A 19,638-nucleotide genomic window follows, 5' to 3' on the forward strand; every position below is an offset into this window, starting at 1 on the left:
GAAAAATGGTTTTTATCTAATTGGGTTTCTGATTTTAGTTTATTGTTTTCATTACTGTTATCAATTAATTTAGAATCGGTTTTGTTTTTATCACTATCAAGTAGTGGTTGAGTTGGTTTTAGTGAATCATTTGATTTTGAATTATCACTTTTAATATTGCTATCATTTTGCTTAAAATTTTTTAGTTTGTCTTGTTTTTTATTTAATTTTTCAAAATTATTACTATCATTAAAAATTTTACCTTTTTCATTATTTTTAATATTTAGCATATTATTTTCATTAGGATTATTGTCAATTTCTTTACTTTTTAATGTTGTGTATAAAGTAGTTCCAAGAGCAATTGTACTAATGGTAAAAGCTGAACTTGCAATGATAAGTATTTTCTTTCTTTTACTTATATTTTTAATTCTCATAAAAATTATTATATAAAATAAATTTAAGTTAAATTATTTTTTTAAGCTGTTTTAAATAAAAAAACATAGAAATAAATTTTATATTGCTTTCTATGTTTAAAAAGTTATTATTTATTTAATTAATAAAGTTAATTAAAATGGTAATTTTTCCTGTTATAGTAAATTCTTTTTGTAAATGACTAACTAAAAAAGCTTGACCTTTTTTAATGTAGTTGTTATCAACAAAGCCTTCACCATCAACAACAACTACTTCACATCATTTAGATTTGTTTAATGATATAGTAGTTTTTTCATTTATTTTAATTTTTTGTAAATTAAAATATTTATTTTTAATTAAATATTTTTTATTTTTGACAATTTTAGGTTTTAATGTTGTTTTAATAGCTTTACTTGCTTCTTCTATGTGAAGTTGTCTTTTTTTTCCATTAAAATCAATTCGGTTGTAATCTGAAATTCGATAAGTTATATCACTTGATTGTTGTAACTCATATACAAGTGTTTGTTCAGGAATGGCATGAACCAAACCAGCTTGAACATAAATAAAATCTCCATTTTGAATTTTTAATGATTTAGCTCACTTATTAATATTTTCTTTTTTTAAATCAGCAATTATGTCTTTTTTTAGTCCTGATTTTAAACCTAAAATAAATTTTGAACTATTGGTATTTAACACATATCAACATTCATCTTTTCCAAATGAATTTACTTTTTTAGCTAATTTATCATCTGGATGAACTTGAATACTTAGTTTATCTTTAGCATCAATAAATTTAGTTAAGTTAGGATAATTTCCTTGATAGTTATCAAAAAAAATTTTATTTTCCTTAAAAAATGTTGAAAGTTTCATTTGTGAATATTTTGAATTTAAAATAATTGATTCACAATTAGGAACAGCTGAAATTAGTCAAGCTTCACCTATGTTTGCTTGTTTTAAATTAAATAAAAATTTTAAATTTTGATTAGCTCATAAAACAGTTTTAAAATAAGGTTTTAGAAAAATTATTTTATCCATATTTAATTATTTTTTATATTTTTATTTCTTTTAAAATCATAATTAGAAATAATTCAAAACGGAAAAATAAAAGCAATAATTGTAGCACTAATTAGTAAAAAGATTCCATAATTATAATTTGCAGGATTAATAGATTCAATTTCAGGGTCAATAACCACTTCAGATATGCGTAAAATATAGGTAGGAATCCCTTTAGCAAGTAAAATAAAACCAGCAATGATTAAAGTTAAAAGAGTTAAAATAAACACAATTAGAACAACTGTTTTTAAAGTTTTATTTTCAATTTTTAATTTAAAAAAATTATTTTTTATCTTTAGCATATTTACCTCTTTTTAGGTATCTATTGAAAATACTTAAAATTTTATTTTCAGTTAATTTTTGTTGTTCATTTATTTCAGATGGTGTTTTTCAAAGACCGTAGATTAGTGCAGTAATTAAAGTTCCAATTGCAATGGATATAAGGAAAAAACCAATACCAAATGCCTTACCTTTACCTGAACCTACAGCACCAAGTAAACCAACAATTGGACCTCCATGAGCTGCAGCATTAGTAATTCCGAATGCTCCTGCAATTGCACCAGCTATGGCTGAACCAATTACATTTGAAAGAATTGCTTTTTTTGGATCTGAAATAGCAAATGGAATAGCCCCCTCACTTATCCCAATAAATCCCATTAATAATGCACTAACACCTAAACTTTTTTCCTGATTGTTAAACTTCTTTTTAAATATTAAAGTGGCAAGTCCCATTCCTAATGGGGCAACTGGAATTGCAGCTGCCATCATTCCCATTGGCTGAAAAATTCCTACAGAAATTAAGGCAGTTGAAGTTAGAAAAGCAATTTTGTTAATAGGACCACCCATGTCAAAACCTGCCATTGCACCAATTAAAGCACCAATTCCAATTGATGCAATTATGCCAATCCCATTATCTTTATTGTTTTCAAAAAGTTTTTTTAACCCATTTTGAATTAAATTCATTACATATCCAATTGGAGCACCAATTAAAAATGTAAAAATTAGTGCATAAAACAAAGTAATTCCAAGTGGGATAACAAAAATTGGGAAAAAAGCAGCAAGAGATTTTGGTAATTTAAATGTGTTAATTCATTTAATTGTATATCCAATTAAAATTCCAACTAAAATAGCTCCTAAAAAACCAAGTGGAGCAGCTGATTCTACCCCTTTGATTGGAATAAATAAATTTGGATTGTTTGTAATTAAAGAAACAATCATAGCAGGCATAATGGCTGAACGACCAGCAATTGAATAAGCAATGTATCCACCTAAAATTCCAATCATTACATTAAATGATATTTCACCATATTTAAGTAAATATCATAAGATATCTCCTTGTGGAGGAGTAGCATTTTCTCCATAAATGCTTTTTCCAATTCCAAGCGAAAGTGCAATCATAATTCCACCAAAAATAACAAAAGGAATCATATATGATACACCAGTTAAAATATGAGGAAGCAATCCTCTTTTGGTTATAGATTGCTTGAGTTTTTGAGTTTGAGAATTTTTTAAGGATAAAATAGAAGCTTGTTTTGCTTTCTCAAAAACATCTTTAGGATTTTGAATAGCATTTTTAGTGCCAGTTAGGTAAACTTTTTTATTTGCAAATGGATCTAAATTAATTTCTAAATCACTTGCAATGATTACAAATTCTGCATTATCAATATCTTTTTGATCAAGAATGTTTTGTGGTCCAGTTTGTCCTCGCGTTTCAATTTTAGCTTGATAACCCATTTGTTCGATTGTTTGTTGTAATTTTTCTGCTGCAAGATAAGTGTGAGCCACACCAACTGGACATGAAGTAATACCAACTACTAATTTTGAATTTGTTAATTTTTGTTTCTCTTCAAAAATAAATTCAGAATTTAATTTTGATTCAAGTAAATAAAGAATATTTTCTTTAGTATTTTGTTTTCTAATTTTTGCTACAAATTGCTTATCAATTAAAGCAATTGATAATTTTGATAGTATTTGTAAATGTGATTGTGATTTATTTTGATTTTGCTTTGGCGTTAAAATTGCAAATACATCACTAACTAGTGAGTGATCTAATGTAGGTCAATTAATATGCTTATCAAGACGTATATAAAGCAAAGTTGGGCTAGTAATTGAATCTGATTGGCAATGAGGAATTGCAATTCCATTTTCAATTCCAGTGGAAAATTCCCTTTCTCTTTTATGAAGATCATGAATGATATCTTCTTTGTTTGATACAATATTTATTTCAATTGCTTTTGATGCAATAAAATCAAATATTTCATCTTTGTTGTTAAATTTTTTGCTTAAAAAAATATTTTGCAAATCAAATATTTTGAAATTTTGTTTCATATAAAAATTTTACTCTTTTAATAGAATAGATAATATTTAAATTTAATTTTTTATATTTGAAAAAATTATAATCAATGTTTTATTTGTTTAAAATAAACATTTTTATATTTATCATTTATAATTTAAAGATGAAAAAATTTATTTCAACATTAAATAGTAAAATTACTGAAGATAAACGCAAACTTAGAAGAGTTTTGTTTTTTGATAAATTTTTTAGTGTTTTAATTTTGTTTTTAAATTTATCTCTTTTAGGAATTGCAATTACTGCATTAGTTAAGTTAATTAATCTAATTAAATCAAATAAAGATCACAAAGTTGAAATCTCTCAAGTTATTTTAATTGTTTTGGTTGTTTTTATCATACTTTCATTTGTTTTAACTTTGATAATAGCAATTTATAAAGCTAATACACAATATCAAAGATACAGAAAAATTCGCAACACTGCAATTGATCTTGGAATTAAGTATAAACATAAAATAATTACAAAAGAAGAGTTTACTAATTATTTAAAAGTGCTTTTAATTCAATTGTCAAAAAAAGAAAAAATCAAATTAACTACTGTTTTAAAAAAACAGTTAACTAGAGGTAAAAATGCTTAATGGAATTGAATTTTATAAAAAGGCAAAAAGAGATAATTTGATTAAGTTAGTTTTGTCAGGATTTTCATATTATTTTTTAAATATTTTATCAATTGCTATTGCCCTTTTTTTAGGAGTAATTGCAGCTATTTTTTTAGCTTCAACTAATAAAAATTATCCAGAAGGATTTGATAATCCTTACAAATTATTATTTCCAAATTTAACTGATGGAAGAACATATGTAATTTTAACTAATGCTATTTCAGCAATTACTTCACTTATATCTGGACTTCTTTCGTTTTTTGTGGTTAATGAATTTTACAAAAAACAAAAATCAATTCGAGAAAAATTAAAACTTGAATATTTAGTTTATTCAGATCAAGTATTTCATTATAAAGATTTATCTGAAAATGAAGCTAATTATTTATTCTATAAACGTGTTTTCTTTATTTTAAAAAAGGAAAAATATGATCGTGAAAACCTTACTTTAAAAGGAGAAAATAATGAATAAAGAAATTAAACATAAACAGTTATATGAAGAAGTGATAGTAAAATCAACTAAAAAATATCGTTTAAGTTTTTATGGTTTTGTATTTATTAATATTTTAGCTATTTTTATTACCGCCTCAATTATTATTTTAAATTTGTTTGCAATTCGCTATAATCCTTTTCCAAAAGAAACCATGATTTTTTTTATTTTGCTTGCTATCATTGGGGTAGTTATTTCTTTTATTTCTTCAGTGCAAACTTTTTTAAGTATTAAAGATTCAAAAGATGTATTAAAAAATAATATTGAAGTTAATGAAAATATGATTGAAAAAATCAATAAAAAAGATCAAATTACTCGTGAAGATATTGATAATATTTTAAATACATTTTAAAACAGGAAATAACCTGTTTTTTTATTTTTAATTTAGGCGAATTTTAAAATTGATATAATAAAAAACATGAAAAGTAAATGAGTAATTTTTAGCGATGTAGATGGAACCATTTATCCATTTCCTGATAAAACTTTAAGTGAAGTTAATTTAAATAAATTAAAAGAAATCAAGGAAAAAAATATTCCTTTTGTACTTAATACTGGCAATCCTCCATATAAAAAAATTCAAAAATTAGCTGACATTACCAATGGAAGATATATAGTTTGTTCAAATGGTGCAATTGTTTATGATAATTTAGAAAAAAAACCAATTTATGTTGAATTAATGCCTCTTGATGAAGTAAAAAAAATTTGAGATATTTCAAATAAAACCAAAACAGCATTATATTATTTTGGAACAAATGAGTATTATCTTAAAGACATGAATAAAAAATGAACTAAATTTATTGAAACTTTTTCTGAATATTACAATTACATCACTCATGGAAAAATAGTTGATGATATACATAAAATAGAAGTTTATGGAGAACCTGAAGAAATTGAACGTTTTTATAATGAATCTTTAAAACATGAAATTAATTTAGATATTATTAATTTAAAATCTCACATTGAAATTACTAAAAGGGGAATTAGCAAAGCAACTGGTCTTAAATGATTGTGTGATAATATTTTTGAAACTAGTGTAGAAAATGTTATGGCAATAGGAGATTCAGGTAATGATATTTCGATGTTAAAAATAGCAGGATATTCTTATGCTATGGATAATGCAGATCAAGCAACTAAAGCAGCAGCCAAGTTTTACACATCAGATGTTAAACAAAATGGGCTTGCTGAAGCTATTGATGATTATTTATATCGAAGTGATTTTGAATTGAAAAAATTAATTTCACAAAAAGGTAAAAAATAATTTCAATTATGAGTTCAATTATTATAAATTTAATAATAACTTTAGCAACAGTTATTGCTTGTTGTGTTTTTTTACTTTTACTTTTTTTACTTTTACGTTTTTATATTTTTAAAAAAATTAATTTTTTAGAAGAAAAATTAATTTTAATTAATCGCAAACACCTTGATTTGGTTAATACTATAAAAAGATTAAAAATTTTAAAAGATACAAGTGCAAAGCACAATAAAGATTATAAACAACTATTAAGTTTGTCACTTAGAGCTGATGATCAAAGAAAAATAATAAAAAATCAACACCAAGAACTTTTAAATAATCAAAAAATTTTAAAAATTTATCATTTTAAAAAAAATAAAAATAATTTAGAACTGCAAATTAGCATATTTGAAAAAATTATTCAGGAATTTGATGATATTGCATTAAATTTTAATAGTAAATGAAATGATTTAGAATCTGATGTTAGTGATATTTTAAATCAATTAACTATCGCACGTAAATTTATTAAATTAAATCAAAAATTTTTATCAAATACTTTTGAACATTTACTTGAAAAAATTAATATATATAATGAAAATATCACTATAATTGACAACACTTTAAACAATCAAGGAAAATTTAAAGAGGCAAAAAATGCTCTTTATATTTTATGTACAAAACTTGATATCTTTTTTGAGTATTTAAAAAAAATTAAAAATATAGAATTTACATTATTTGTTCACTTACCAGAAATTTATGACAAAAAAATTAAAATAGCAAGTGATCATGATAAATTAGAAATTTATCAACATAAAAACAATTTATATCAGCTACAACAAAAATGAATTCAATATCAACCTCAAGAAATTGAAAATCAAATTAAAAAACATTATCAATATTTTTTTAATGAACATTTAAAAAAATATCACAATAAACAACAAAATGAATTTAAAAACAGTGATTTTTTTATAATAAAAGAATTAGTTAAATCATTAAAAAATATTTATTCATTTTTAAAAAACAATAATGAAATCTATTCACTGATTGAAAAGTTAAATAATTTAATTGTTAAAATTGAAGAAAATTATCTTGATGATTATTTAAATTTAATAAATCAAATTATATTTTTGCTCAAAGAAATCAATTTTGAAATTTTAAAAGAAAATTTTAAGCAAGAAAAAGAAAATTTATCTAATATTGCTTTTCAAGAAGAAATTGAACAATCAGTTAATTTATATTTTGAAATATTTAGTAGTTCATATATTGAATTTATCAATCAATATCATAGTGATTATTATAAAGTAATTAATTTAAGAAATTTGTATAAAAAATATTTTAGAAAAAAAACTTCTTTTAATAAAGTTGAGAAAATTTGAAATCATTGAATTGAACTAATATCATGATTTATCGAGCAAATTATATTACAACAAGAGTATCAAAAATTTAATCAATTATTATTTAGTAAAATTAATCAAAATGATAAATTTAATGTAAAACAAAATGAAGTATTTCAATTAAAATTAAATCAACTTTTACAGCAAAAAGATCAATATCAAATTTTTTTATTTTTACAAAAACAATTAAAATAAAATTAAATTCAAGGAAAATTTATGTATCAAAAAATTTTAATTCGCTATGGAGAATTAGTTTTAAAGAAAAAAAATCGTAAACAGTTTATTCAAAAACTTTCAGATAATATTTACAAAATTATCAATGAAAAACCTGAAGTAGAATTTGATCGCATGTATTTAACATATAGTTCTAAAAATCTTGAATCACTTAAATATATTTTCGGAATTAGTTCATATTCTCCAGTGATTGTAGTTGACAATGATTTAAAATTATTTGAAAATTCAATTATTAAATTAATAAAATCAGAAAGCAAAACTTTTAAAATTCAAGCAAGAAGAAATAACAAAGAATTTGAATTTACTTCAGATCAACTAAATCATATGCTTGGCGCATTTGTGTTGAAAAATTCAAGTTTAAAAGTTGATGTACACAATCCAAATCAAATATTTTACATTGAAGTTAGAAAGTTTAAAACTTACATTTTTAGTGAGTACATCAATGGACTAGGTGGTTTGCCAACTGGAATTGGAGGTAGAGCTATTCATTTATTAAGTGGAGGATTTGATTCTCCAGTTGCTGCTTATTTATTAATGAAAAGAGGAATAAAACTTGATTTTTTATCTTTTTTAACTCCACCACAAACAGATGAAAAAACTATAGACAAAATTAATGAGTTAGTTAAAATTTTAACTAAATATCAAGGAAGTTCAAATCTTTATTTTGCAAATTATTCTATGTTGCTCAATTATATTTCATTAATCTCAAAACAAGCATATAAAATTAATATAATGCGAAGAAGCTTTTATCGAATTGCACAGAAACTAGCGATTAAAAAAAATATTTTAGCTATTTCAAATGGAGAAAATCTCGGTCAAGTTGCCTCACAAACACTTGAGTCAATGCATGTAATTGAAGCAGTTACAACAATTCCTATTTTAAGACCGCTTGTAACTTATGATAAAAATGAAATAATTAATTTAGCTAAAAAAATTTCAACTCATGATATTTCAATTATAAAAGCTAATGAAACTTGTGAACTTTTTGCTCCAAAAGAACCTGTAACAAAACCAACAATTGAAAATGCAAAAAAACTTGAACAAGAATTATCAAGAATTTTAGAGCTAGAACAAGATTTGATTGATAATAAAATTGAATTGGTTAAATTTTCAATTAACAACTAGTATTATTTGTAAAAAAATCATCAAAATATAATTTTTGATGATTTTTTATTTATTTTTATAAATTAAAAAGAGAACAATCGAAATAATTAAAACAATTAAAACTAATAAAACTAATAAAATTGCTATTATAGCCAAAATATAACTGGATCTTTGTTTTTTAAATATTTTTTGTTTGTTTTGTTCAGTGAAAGGGGTGATTTTAGATATAATTTTTAAAGCAATATCAACACTTTGTTGCTCATTATCTTTGTTGTATGTTTGAAGTTCTTTTGTTATTTCTGTGTCATTTTCAATTTCAGTAAGAAAAAAATCCTTTTCTTTAAATTCTTCAGTTGCAATGTTTTGTTTGTTAAATTTTTTAATATTAGTAGTTAGTTTTTTAAATAGTTTACACATAACTTAATTGTATCAAAATAAGAGATAAAAAAATATCCATAAAAAGGATATTTTGGTCATTTGAAATGAAATGGTACGTCCTAGAGGATTCGAACCTCTGACCCAATGGTTAAAAGCCATTTGCTCTACCTGCTGAGCTAAGGACGCAGATATGGTGCCCAGAACTGGACTTGAACCAGCACAGTCTTGCGACCGAGGGATTTTAAGTCCCTTGCGTCTACCATTCCGCCACCTGGGCATGTTTGTTGCTTGCTATATTATTATACATATTTTAAAAAAAAGCAAAGGATTTTTTTTATTTTTTTAACAACTTTTTAAGTAACTTATTAAGCAGTTTGTTATTTTGAAAAAATATATAAACGTATTAAATAAAAATTATTAAATTTTTTAAATATTTTTTTAAAATTTAATAATTAATCAAACAAAGGAAATTCAATGATTAACTATTCTAAAATTAATAACCATTTTATGTGAAAATTAACATATGGATATCGAAGATATATTTTTGCAACTATAATTATGACATTAATTGAAACAGCATGTCATGTTATTTTACCTTTAATAATTGGTTATATGATTAATGAAGGATTACAAATAAAAACTAGCAATAATTCAATTGCAACTGATATCAATAAAGTTATTTTTTATGGATTGATATTAATTTTAATTGCTATTGTAGCTCTTTTAATTGGAACATTAAATGGAATTATTTTAGCCAAAGCAAGTTCAGGATTAGAAAAAAACATTCGTGAATGTTTGTATTATAAAATACTTAATTTTTCATTTGAAAATGTAGATAAATATAGTGTGGCTTCTTTAATTAATCGAATGACAAATGATGTTACAAATATTTCAAATGCTTTCAATCAACTAGTTAAAGTTTTAATTCGGGCTCCTTTTATGTTATTTTTATCATTATTTTTTTCAATTAAATTAAGTCCATCACTTTCACTTATGTTTTTAGTAGCACTACCATTAATTGTTATTGGATTTGCTTTAATTTGGTATAAAACATTTCCTAAATTTAGAAAAATGTTTGTTTATTATGATGAATTAAATCATAAAATTCAAGAAAATTTGCAAGGAATGCATACAATCAAAGCTTTTGTTACTGAAGAAAAAGAAGCAAAAACTATCAAAGAAAAAATTGATAAATTAACAAAAATTAACATTTATGCTGAAAGATTTATTATTCTAGGTGGTATATTATTTTCAAGTGTTATTTTTACTTCAGTACTTTTTTTAGGAGGCTATGGAACACAACTTGCTTTAAATGGCATTATAAAAACAGGAACTCTTGTGTCATTTTCTTCATTTGTGTGACAGGTTTCAGGTTCATTAACTCTTTTAATTAGTGTTATTGGTTCATCAATGATAGCTCTTCCTAGTGTTAAAAGAGTTAATGAAATTTTAAAAGAAAAACCTATGATTGTAGAAAATAATTTTGGGATTACAAATTTAGAAAAAAACTCAATTGTTTTTGAAAATGTATCATTAAAGTACAATAATAACTCAAATTATAGCTTAAAAAATATATCTTTTGAAATTAAAGAAAATTCAACCATTGGAATAATTGGCAAAACTGGATCTGGTAAGAGTTCATTAGTTGCATTAATATCAAAATTGTATCAGCCAACTTCTGGAACAATTAAAATTGGAAACATTGATATTAACAATTACAACACATTTGTTTTAAGAGATTCAATTACAACAGTACTTCAAAAAAATAATTTATTTTCAGGAAGCATTCGTTCAAATATGCAATGAGCTAATCCTAATGTTTCTGACCAAGAAATTTTTCAAGCTTTAAAACAAGCTGGAATTTATGATTTTGTTAATTCATTAGAACAAAAATTAGATTTTAAAGTAACACAAAATGGAAATAATCTTTCAGGAGGACAAAAACAAAGATTATGCATTGCAAGAGCTTTAATCAAAAAACCTAAAATTTTAATTTTAGATGATTCTACTTCAGCTGTTGATATGAAAACTGAGTTTTTAATTCAACAATCACTTAAATTTGAAATTAAGAATTGTACAAAAATCATTATTGCACAAAGAGTAAGTTCAATTGTTCATGCTGACTTAATAATAGTTTTAGATAAAGGGAAGATTATCGCTCAAGGAACACATGAAAAATTACTAAAAACAAGTGATTTTTATAAGGTTTTAAATCAATCAAGATTAAACCAAGGAGCAATTGATGAAATCATTAACTAAAAATTCAAATTTTAATGAAAATTTAAAACTTTCTTTCAAAGAAAGCAAGAAAATTTTTCAAAGAGCATTTTCTTTGATTTGAAAAAACAATAAAAAGCAAATTTCATTTGCCTTTATTTTAATTGTAATTTCAAATATTGGAATGATTTTTAATCAAATTTTTATTGGAAAAATTTTAGTTGATGGTTTATTAATTGATCAAGAAACAAAAACAATTGTTAGTGTGGAAAAGTTTGATTTTCAAACTTTTTATTGAATGATTATTTTAGGTATTTTTATGTTTTCAATTAGTATTTTAGCTAATTTTTTTTATCAAAGATTAATTATTAAAATAACATTTAAAACTATGGCTATTTTAAGAAGTAATTTGTATGAACATACTCAAAAATTGCCAATTAATTTTTTTGAGAAATATCAAAAAGGAGAACTTTTAAGTAGATATACAAGTGATATTGACACTTTAAGACAATTTTTAATTAATTCAATCCCTTCTACAATCAATGCTCTGGTAGTTTTGTTTTTTTCATTTGTAGTTATGTTGTGACTGAGTTGAATTTTATCAATTATAACAATCACAAGTGTATTTTTAATTTTTATTGTTATGCAATTTACTTTTAAAAATGGCGCAAAGCATTTTAAAAACAAGCAAAAAAGTAATGGAAAATTAACAGCATTTGTTGAGGAAATGTTAACAGGACTTAAAATTGTAAAAATTTTTAATTATCAAAAAAGATCATTAGCAGAATTTCAAAAAATTAACAATAATTTTTTTATAAACAATAAAAAAGCTAATCAAGTTGGAAATATTTTGTTTCCTGTAACTTGAAATTTAGGATTGATTGTTTTTGCTATTGTATCAATTATTGGAGGTTTGATTATTACAACTGAAAATCATTCAGTTAGAAATTTTTTTAATCTAACAGTTGGCGTGTTAATTTCTTTTAGTCAATTTTCACGTTCATTTGCTAATTGAATTTCAGTGATTACTCAACAATCAAATACTATTATTACAGCTATGGCAGGAACTAAAAGAATTTTTGAAATTTTAGATCAAACCCCTGAAGAAAATACAGGTAAAATTAAATTAGTTAAGGTTGTTAAAGATTTCACAGGTGAATACATAGAACAAAACAAGGATAATTTATTTAGCTTATATGCTTGAAAAATTCCTCATCAAAATACTTTTAAATATCAACTTGTTCAAGGAAAAATTGAGTTTAAAAATGTTTTTTTTAAGTATCAAAAACAAAAAAATGTTTTAAAAAATATTTCATTTATAGCTTATCCAGGACAACAAATTGCTTTAGTTGGTTCAACTGGATCTGGAAAAACAACAATTATTAAATTGATTAATCGTTTTTATGATCTTGAAAGCGGAGAAATTTTGTATGATGACATCAACATTAATGATATTGACAAATTTTCACTAAGAGAATCAATTAGCATGGTGCTTCAGGAAACTCATTTGTTTTCTGATACAATAAAAAATAATATAGGTTATGGTTCAAAACAAATTATTAATGAATTAATTGAACAAACAGCGAAAATTTCAAATATTGCCAATTACATTGAAAAACAAAAAGATACTTACAACACTCTTTTAACTTATAATGGCAATGAACTTTCTCAAGGACAAAAACAATTAATTTCCATTGCGCGAGCTTTATATAATAACTCACCAATTGTAGTGCTTGATGAAGCAACTTCGAATATAGACATTCAAACTGAAATGATGCTTGAACAGGCAATGGATAAAGTGATGTTCAATCGCACAAGCTTTATCATTGCTCATCGACTTTCTACTATTAAAAATGCCAGTCAAATTTTGGTTATTTATAATGGAAAAATTATTGAACAAGGAACTCATGAACAACTGCTGCAAATAAATGGATATTACAGTCAAATGTGAAATAACTCAAATGAATTAGTGCAATTGAAATAATTTAAATGCAATTTAATTTATGTTAGTTTTCTCTGACATAATGATATTATTTCTAATTTTTAAATATGAAACACGTTCATGATTTAAAAAAGTTGGATTTATTTTTTTAATTTTTTCAATATCTGTATGTTTTTCAATAAACATTTGTGTGATTGTATTATTTGGGTCATTTAAAAGATTAAAGTTTCCTTTTTCATCATAAGTAAATCAATTTTTATCAAAAAAATTATGTAAACTTCCAGGTAAATTTAAATAATTATTAGTATTACTGATATTTTTTAGTATTTCATTGAATTGCTTTTGCGATGCTAAATTTCTTTTTATTTGGCTTTTTAATTCAATTAATTTTTGCTTATAATATCAAACTGGAACAATGTGACATTTTTCTATGTAATCTTCATTAAAATTAAAAATTTGAAAATTTAAAATATATTTTTCTTTAATTTTTTTCTGATATTCATTTCGATATTTAACAACTTCATTGTTTATATATTCAATGTATTTGGAATAATTTTTAAAATACTGCTGCATTTGATGTTGAAAATTTTCTTTTTCTTTTTGATTTAGTGTGTTTTGATAATGATCAAATTTAATCTTTAATTCATCAGGAATATTTTCAAAATAATTTTGTTGATTTTTAAAATCATCATAAATGAAATTTTTTTCTTTTAAAGATAAAGATTTTTCTTTTTTTGAAACTATTAAATACTCAAAAAATGTTGCAAATTTTATGTTTTTATCTTTATATTTTAAAATAATTTCTGCACTTTTAGGATTTTTATCTGTTCCAGTAGGATTATTGCCTTTTAACAGTTGAACTACATTAGTAATAGTTGAGTTATAATGATCTTTCAATCATGTATTTAATTTTAAAATTTCATTTTTATTTAAAACAATTAATTTATGAGATTTTTTTGAAGGTCTAGGATGTTGAATAAATTTATCTCCTAAAAATTTAAATAGTTGTTCTCTTCTTTGAAATCCAGCATGATTTTGTTTTTCAAATCATTTAGCTGTGGTGTATAAATCAATTTCTGCATAATCAAATTCAAATCTTATGTCATAGATAATTCCATTATCATCATAAATTCAATTTAAATTACCTTTAAATTTAGCAGATTTTGTTATAGCGAATTTTTTATGCTCAAACTCAAGAGTATCAGTATATCAGTTTTTTTTACTTAAAATATTCATTTTATAAATATTTAATAATTTGTAAAAATAATGCTTCTAATACTTCAACTGATATTGAGTTTCCAGCAAGAAAAATAAGATCTTGTTCACTAATGATTTGAGTTGATAAAACTTTACGCGCATCACTTGCTTTAAAACCCATGTATTTTAGAGCTTCAACACTATTTAAATAACGAATTTTATTTTCTTTTTCAAAATAAAATTTCAATCTTGAATTAGCCCCTGAGGCAGTTAAAGTTGGACCATATTTTACTGGTAAATAAACATAGTTTTCTGAATTGAATTTTGTTAAAGGGAGTTCAATTTTTTCAATTTTATTTTTTGTTAATTTAAATTCTTTTGTTTCAAGAGAATGATAAAAATTAGTTCAATTATCACATTTTTGAAAATTTTCAAGTGTGTTATATTTTTTGTTAACAATATTTGCTAAATTGTTTTTATGATTAATATGTGAAGGTCATTCAAATTCTTTGTTTGAATTTAAAATTGAAACCATAAAAAAACGTTCTCTATTTTGAGCTGAACCATAATCTTTAGCATTTAAAATTTTAAAGCTAGATTTATAGCCAATTGAAGTTAAAAAATCAACTCATAACTGAAATTCTATTTGAAATTTTTTATTAGATAAAGCTTTAACATTTTCTAATAAAAGAACTTTAGGTAGTGAAGTTAAATTATTTTGTAATATTCTTTGAACTTGAAATAAAAGCCCACTCCGAGTGTTATTGCCAAGTCCTTTTTGTTTTCCTTGTGTTGAAAGATCTTGACAAGGAAAAGAATAAGTAAAAATATCAATGCCTTTTGGAATTTTTGTAACTTTTGTTATATCACAAAAATTCTCTCTCTCTCTCTCTCTATGAGATTATTTTCTATAAAATTTTTTAGATAAGGAAAAATTTTTTTTAACTTTTTTAAATTCATTTTTAGAAAATATTTATCATTAACAATTTTTTTGCTATCAGCGCTTAAACTTGCATTTTTTAAAAAATCACACATTTCTTGTTGTGATAGTTTATTTTCTTGAGAAATTTTTTTGTGATGAATAACCTGATAAGCAACAATTGCATTTATATATCATTCTATAATGCCAAGTGATGTTATTTTGAAATTATATTTTTTGGCAATATTTTTTAAAGCCTGATACTGTGATCCAATTCCTGCAAATGCTTCAAATAATTTAATTTCAGTTTTTATATTATCTATCATAATTTTTAAATTATAACGTGCTTTAATTTTAAGATTTTGAAATTTTAAATTAAAGTAAATTATATTATTTAATTAAATTTATTATTTTCAACTTTAAAAAAGCTATAATTATAGTGGATTATGTAATATTATTAAACTTACATAATCCACCTAAAAAATTAAAAAAAGAAAGGAGAAAAAATATGGCAAAAAACAGATCAAATAATGATAGATCTAATACATACAATCCAAATAATAATGCAAATAGATCAGCTAATAATAATCATTCTAATCAACTTAATCCAAACAATTGAAGATACAAAAAATAGTTAAAAATTATTTTGACTATTGTTTATATGCAATAATTTTCAATATAAATTTTAATTTTATTTAAAAAAATTTTTTAATTATTTTATATAGATAAAATTAAATAGTTTTATTTTGTTTAGGCATTATTGACACATTACTTTTAATTGATAGTTTTGTGTTTACTAAATATTGTTATTTATTGTATTTGTTTAAATAATTTATTTTTTAATAAGTTATTTAACATTAGATTAAACAAATCAAAAAGTAATTTTTTTGATTTGTTTTTTTGTAAAAATTAGTATTTATTAGTATCTAATTTAAATAATTTTGAAGGAATTTAACAGTAATGAAAATAAATAAAAAAAATGCTTTAAAATTGTGAGATGAAATTTATGGAAAAACAACACAAACATCTTATGATTTTGCTCAAAGAAAAATAAATAAATCAGAATACAACACAAATAGTAAAAATTCATGAAATATTGATCATATTTTTCCATTAAACTTAGGAGGAACTGATTCAAAAAATAATTTACAAATTGTTCATTATCTAACTAATAATGAAAAAGGTGATAAAGTTTCATTTGTTGCAAACAATTCTATTTTTAATGTTGTAAAAGAAAAAAATGGAATTTATAAAATAAAAGAAAAAAATAAATATGTGGAAAACTTAAATGAATATAAAAATTTATTTGAAGAGTATATCAAATTTGATAAACATACAAAAAATTGATATGATTTTGCAGGTAGAAAAGTTGAATTTAATGAATTTCAAACAAAAAGTAATGAATCTTGAGATGTTGATTTTTTTGACTATAATAATTCAAATCAAAGATATGTTGCTAACTCTTTAACTATAAAAGAAAGAGCAAATAAAACTTCTTTTAGTTGCAATGATCTTAATTTTCAAACTATTAGATTTAATGATAAATATTATTTTGTAAATACTGATGATTTTTATTCATTAGACAACAAAATGAATGTTTTTTTTAATATCAATAAATCAATAAATGAAAATAGAGAAATGTTTTTTGATATTTTAACTATTAAAATTAGATACAATTACTATTACTATCATTATAGTGATGAAAAAAAATGAATTAATAATATTGTTATTGAATTTAATAAAATCATAAAAGCCTTTGAAAATGATATAGAAAAAAAATTACTTTATAATTTTAATATTTTAAAAAAAAATAATGAACTAATTTTAAATTTTATTTTTAATACACCTGAAATAAATGATGTTTCTTATGTACATGAAATTGCTTTATATTTTAATACAATCAAATTAATTTTTACAAATAAATTTGATTTAAAAATAGATATTGCTCACTGATCTAAAACAATAAAAAATAGTGATTTATGAAATTTTTTAAATAGTCTAAACTTATATACTAGTTATAGTATTATTAATAACGATTATTTTAGTCAACTTTTCAATAAAATGAATTCCACTAGTTTGATAGTTAGTTCAGAAGTTTTTAAATATTTAATTGAATGTAATTATAAAGAAAATACTTTTGAAGAAAAATTTTCTATTAATAATGAAGTTTGATATCAAAGAAATTATATCTTTGATAAATTAAAAAAAATAATTGATTCAAAATGAAACTAAATTAAGCAATATAAAAAAAGGAAAAATATTGAAAAAAATTCAAGACAACAATGATTTTAATGATTTATTTTTAGAAGTAGAAAAAATTTTTAGTGAATGTAAATCATATAGTTTTTATGTTAGTTCTGATGAATGTATAATTAAAAAATATATTAATAATGATTGTGATAATGATTGTGAACAAAAAAATAAATTTCTAATTAAATTAGATAAAAATTTTATTCCACATGGATTGGGGATAAAACAATTTAAAAAATTTAATAATTTAAATTCAATTGAAATATTGGAAAAATTAAAAACAAAAGAAATTAAATTTAAACACTTTAGAAAATTTAAAAGTAAAGAACTCAAACAATATAATGACTTTCAATTGAAAATTTTTACTTGAAAAAATATTATTGAAGAATTTAAAAAGAATTCACTTAATAAAGTTAATTATTATTTTGATTATTTATATAGTTTAGATAAAGATAATAAGTTTTGTAAAGAATTAAATTTTACTTTGTTAAAAATAATTAACAATGATAAATGAATTTCTCTTTGTCTAAGAATTAAAAATTATGAAAATGAGTTAAAAAATTGAAGATTAAATTCAAAAAAATGTACATTAAAAATAATTTTATTTTCAGTAATGTCATGACCACTAAAAGGCAATCAGTTTAAATAAATTGAAAAAATTTTAAAAAATATAGAATAACTCATGGTTTTTGAAATAAAAAATAATGTATAACAATAACATGTGAGAAAACATTATGGTAATGTTTATGTAGTGTTTGTTGTCTCTTAAGTCTTTCAGTGCTCATATATCAAATATGATCTATGAAAAACATGAAAAATTAGATTAAAAAACAACACCATTAGGGTTGTTTTTTAATATCAAAATAAAATTTGATAGTGTTTAAATTATAGGGCATATAATTTCTTGAGTTTTGATCAAATTAAAAATCTTTTTAATTTAAATACTAACAAAACATTTATCATTAACAACTTTTTTACTATCAGTATTTAAATTTCTAGTTTTCAAAAATCAAATATTTTTGTTATGATAATTTATTTACTTGAAAAAAATTTTTTGTGATGAATAACTTGATAAGCAACAATTGCATTTATGTATAATTTTATAATGTTAAATGATGTTATTTTGAAATTCTAAATTAAATTAAAGTAAATTATGTCATCTTAATTAAATTCATCATAATCATCATCATTATTATTATTATTATTAATTTAAAAATTTTATAAAAAAATCATTTTTTTTTTTTTTTTTTTTTTAATTAAGTTAAAAATACTTTTATCTTTAAAAAAGAAAAGAGGAATAAATGCAAAAAAATAAACCAAATGATGATAGATCTGATACACATAACTCAAATAATAGTGGGAATAGAGCAACCAATAACAATCATTCTGAATAAAAAAATCCAAATAATCCAAAATATAAAAATAGTTTTTAAATTATTTTTATATATAAACAAATCAAAAACCTATTTTTATTTGTTTTTTACAAAAAATAGGTATTTAATTTAATAAATTATTTATATATCAAACTGTATTTTATTAAATAAATATTGCATACTTATGAAAGAAAATAATTACAAATTAATATTTAGTATATTCAAAAAAGCAAAAAATTGTCTTTTTTTTTTTTTTTTTTTAAATAATTTGAAATAATTTTCTAGAAATTATTTTTAAAACTAAAAAAAGGAAAAAATATGAGTATTAATCAAACATTTGTTTTTAAATATGATTCAAAAAAATGGTATTCAAAAACTAAATTAAAAGGAACTGAAAAAAGAGCATGAAATTATTATGGCACTAAAGAGGTTTCATTTATTGATTTGCTAAAAACATTGAAAATTTTAAAGAATTACTCAAAAAATCAAGAAAATATAGAAATACAAATAAAAGAATTTTT

General features: G+C 22.0%; 20 protein-coding genes and 2 tRNA genes. 12 read left to right on the forward strand and 10 right to left on the reverse strand.

From position 1 onward, the window contains the following. The 4 genes from U744_RS04285 to U744_RS0103165 all read right to left on the reverse strand — a co-directional run. A partial coding sequence (locus tag U744_RS04285) for a hypothetical protein (RefSeq protein ID WP_036431984.1) occupies positions 1-413 on the reverse strand: 413 nt, incomplete at its 3' end. Between the two features lie 115 nt (positions 414-528). Beyond that, positions 529-1,425, reverse strand: a complete 897-nt coding sequence (locus U744_RS0103155) for a type I phosphomannose isomerase catalytic subunit (protein WP_025755632.1) — start codon at positions 1,423-1,425, stop codon at positions 529-531. A 2-nt stretch (positions 1,426-1,427) separates the two neighbouring features. Next, a complete protein-coding gene (locus U744_RS0103160; RefSeq protein WP_025755633.1) occupies positions 1,428-1,745 on the reverse strand; it encodes a hypothetical protein in 318 nt (105 codons plus the stop codon). Then, complete coding sequence (locus U744_RS0103165) at positions 1,726-3,771, reverse strand: PTS fructose transporter subunit IIABC (protein ID WP_025755634.1); 2,046 nt, start codon at positions 3,769-3,771, stop codon at positions 1,726-1,728. Before U744_RS0103165 ends, U744_RS0103160 begins: the two co-directional genes overlap by 20 nt. Before the next feature lie 128 nt (positions 3,772-3,899). On the opposite strand from U744_RS0103165, the gene U744_RS0103170 reads away from it, so the two are divergent. The 6 genes from U744_RS0103170 to thiI all read left to right on the forward strand — a co-directional run bounded on the left by U744_RS0103170 (position 3,900) and on the right by thiI (position 8,862). After that, complete coding sequence (locus tag U744_RS0103170) at positions 3,900-4,370, forward strand: hypothetical protein (protein ID WP_025755635.1); 471 nt, start codon at positions 3,900-3,902, stop codon at positions 4,368-4,370. Then, the gene (locus U744_RS0103175; protein ID WP_025755636.1) at positions 4,363-4,860 is read left to right on the forward strand and encodes a DUF4231 domain-containing protein; all 498 of its coding nucleotides are present in this window, start codon (positions 4,363-4,365) and stop codon (positions 4,858-4,860) included. Before U744_RS0103170 ends, U744_RS0103175 begins: the two co-directional genes overlap by 8 nt. Then, positions 4,853-5,230, forward strand: a complete 378-nt coding sequence (locus U744_RS0103180) for a hypothetical protein (protein WP_025755637.1) — start codon at positions 4,853-4,855, stop codon at positions 5,228-5,230. Before U744_RS0103175 ends, U744_RS0103180 begins: the two co-directional genes overlap by 8 nt. Before the next feature lie 66 nt (positions 5,231-5,296). After that, on the forward strand, positions 5,297-6,136 hold the full coding sequence (locus U744_RS0103185; protein WP_156921640.1) for an HAD family hydrolase: 840 nt from the start codon (positions 5,297-5,299) through the stop codon (positions 6,134-6,136). Positions 6,137-6,144: 8 nt separating this feature from the next. Beyond that, a complete protein-coding gene (locus U744_RS0103190) occupies positions 6,145-7,698 on the forward strand; it encodes a hypothetical protein (RefSeq protein ID WP_025755639.1) in 1,554 nt (517 codons plus the stop codon). A 21-nt stretch (positions 7,699-7,719) separates the two neighbouring features. Then, positions 7,720-8,862 carry a tRNA uracil 4-sulfurtransferase ThiI gene (gene thiI / locus U744_RS0103195; protein ID WP_025755640.1) on the forward strand — a complete coding sequence of 381 codons (1,143 nt, stop codon included), beginning with the start codon at positions 7,720-7,722 and terminating at the stop codon, positions 8,860-8,862. A gap of 45 nt (positions 8,863-8,907) precedes the next feature. On the opposite strand, the gene U744_RS0103200 is transcribed toward thiI, so the two are convergent. The 3 genes from U744_RS0103200 to U744_RS0103210 all read right to left on the reverse strand — a co-directional run bounded on the left by U744_RS0103200 (position 8,908) and on the right by U744_RS0103210 (position 9,496). After that, positions 8,908-9,258, reverse strand: a complete 351-nt coding sequence (locus U744_RS0103200) for a hypothetical protein (RefSeq protein ID WP_025755641.1) — start codon at positions 9,256-9,258, stop codon at positions 8,908-8,910. Positions 9,259-9,329: 71 nt separating this feature from the next. Next, positions 9,330-9,405: transfer RNA gene (locus U744_RS0103205), tRNA-Lys, on the reverse strand. Positions 9,406-9,410: 5 nt separating this feature from the next. Continuing rightward, a tRNA-Leu gene (locus U744_RS0103210) sits at positions 9,411-9,496 on the reverse strand. A 197-nt stretch (positions 9,497-9,693) separates the two neighbouring features. Here U744_RS0103210 and U744_RS0103215 point away from each other — a divergent pair. Together U744_RS0103215 and U744_RS0103220 are read left to right on the forward strand one after the other, a co-directional pair. Continuing rightward, a complete protein-coding gene (locus tag U744_RS0103215) occupies positions 9,694-11,478 on the forward strand; it encodes an ABC transporter ATP-binding protein (RefSeq protein ID WP_025755642.1) in 1,785 nt (594 codons plus the stop codon). Then, entirely contained in the window at positions 11,462-13,420 is a 1,959-nt protein-coding gene (locus U744_RS0103220; protein ID WP_025755643.1) for an ABC transporter ATP-binding protein, read from the forward strand. The genes U744_RS0103215 and U744_RS0103220 overlap by 17 nt, the downstream gene beginning before the upstream one ends. A gap of 12 nt (positions 13,421-13,432) precedes the next feature. On the opposite strand, the gene U744_RS0103225 is transcribed toward U744_RS0103220, so the two are convergent. From U744_RS0103225 to dcm_N, 3 genes are read right to left on the reverse strand one after another with little or no spacing between them, the layout of a single operon-like run. Further along, positions 13,433-14,614: an MAG4270 family putative restriction endonuclease gene (locus U744_RS0103225; protein ID WP_025755644.1), complete on the reverse strand. Its 1,182-nt coding sequence runs from the start codon at positions 14,612-14,614 to the stop codon at positions 13,433-13,435. Between the two features lies 1 nt (position 14,615). After that, the gene (gene dcm, locus U744_RS0103230; RefSeq protein ID WP_084644120.1) at positions 14,616-15,440 is read right to left on the reverse strand and encodes a DNA (cytosine-5-)-methyltransferase; all 825 of its coding nucleotides are present in this window, start codon (positions 15,438-15,440) and stop codon (positions 14,616-14,618) included. Further along, positions 15,437-15,820 carry a DNA (cytosine-5-)-methyltransferase N-terminal subunit gene (dcm_N, locus tag U744_RS04830; RefSeq protein WP_051449503.1) on the reverse strand — a complete coding sequence of 128 codons (384 nt, stop codon included), beginning with the start codon at positions 15,818-15,820 and terminating at the stop codon, positions 15,437-15,439. Before dcm_N ends, dcm begins: the two co-directional genes overlap by 4 nt. Positions 15,821-16,002: 182 nt before the next feature. Between dcm_N and U744_RS04865 the strand changes: the two genes are divergently transcribed. The 4 genes from U744_RS04865 to U744_RS04290 all read left to right on the forward strand — a co-directional run. Next, entirely contained in the window at positions 16,003-16,128 is a 126-nt protein-coding gene (locus tag U744_RS04865) for a hypothetical protein (RefSeq protein ID WP_281170173.1), read from the forward strand. 326 nt (positions 16,129-16,454) lie between these two features. Beyond that, positions 16,455-17,726, forward strand: a complete 1,272-nt coding sequence (locus U744_RS0103245) for an HNH endonuclease (RefSeq protein WP_025755647.1) — start codon at positions 16,455-16,457, stop codon at positions 17,724-17,726. A 28-nt stretch (positions 17,727-17,754) separates the two neighbouring features. Next, entirely contained in the window at positions 17,755-18,393 is a 639-nt protein-coding gene (locus U744_RS0103250; protein ID WP_156921642.1) for a hypothetical protein, read from the forward strand. 1,042 nt (positions 18,394-19,435) lie between these two features. Further along, a partial coding sequence (locus U744_RS04290) for a hypothetical protein (protein WP_036431988.1) occupies positions 19,436-19,638 on the forward strand: 203 nt, incomplete at its 3' end.

Source organism: Mycoplasmopsis cricetuli ATCC 35279 (assembly GCF_000526955.1).
GTDB lineage: Bacteria > Bacillota_I > Bacilli_A > Mycoplasmatales > Metamycoplasmataceae > Mycoplasmopsis > Mycoplasmopsis cricetuli.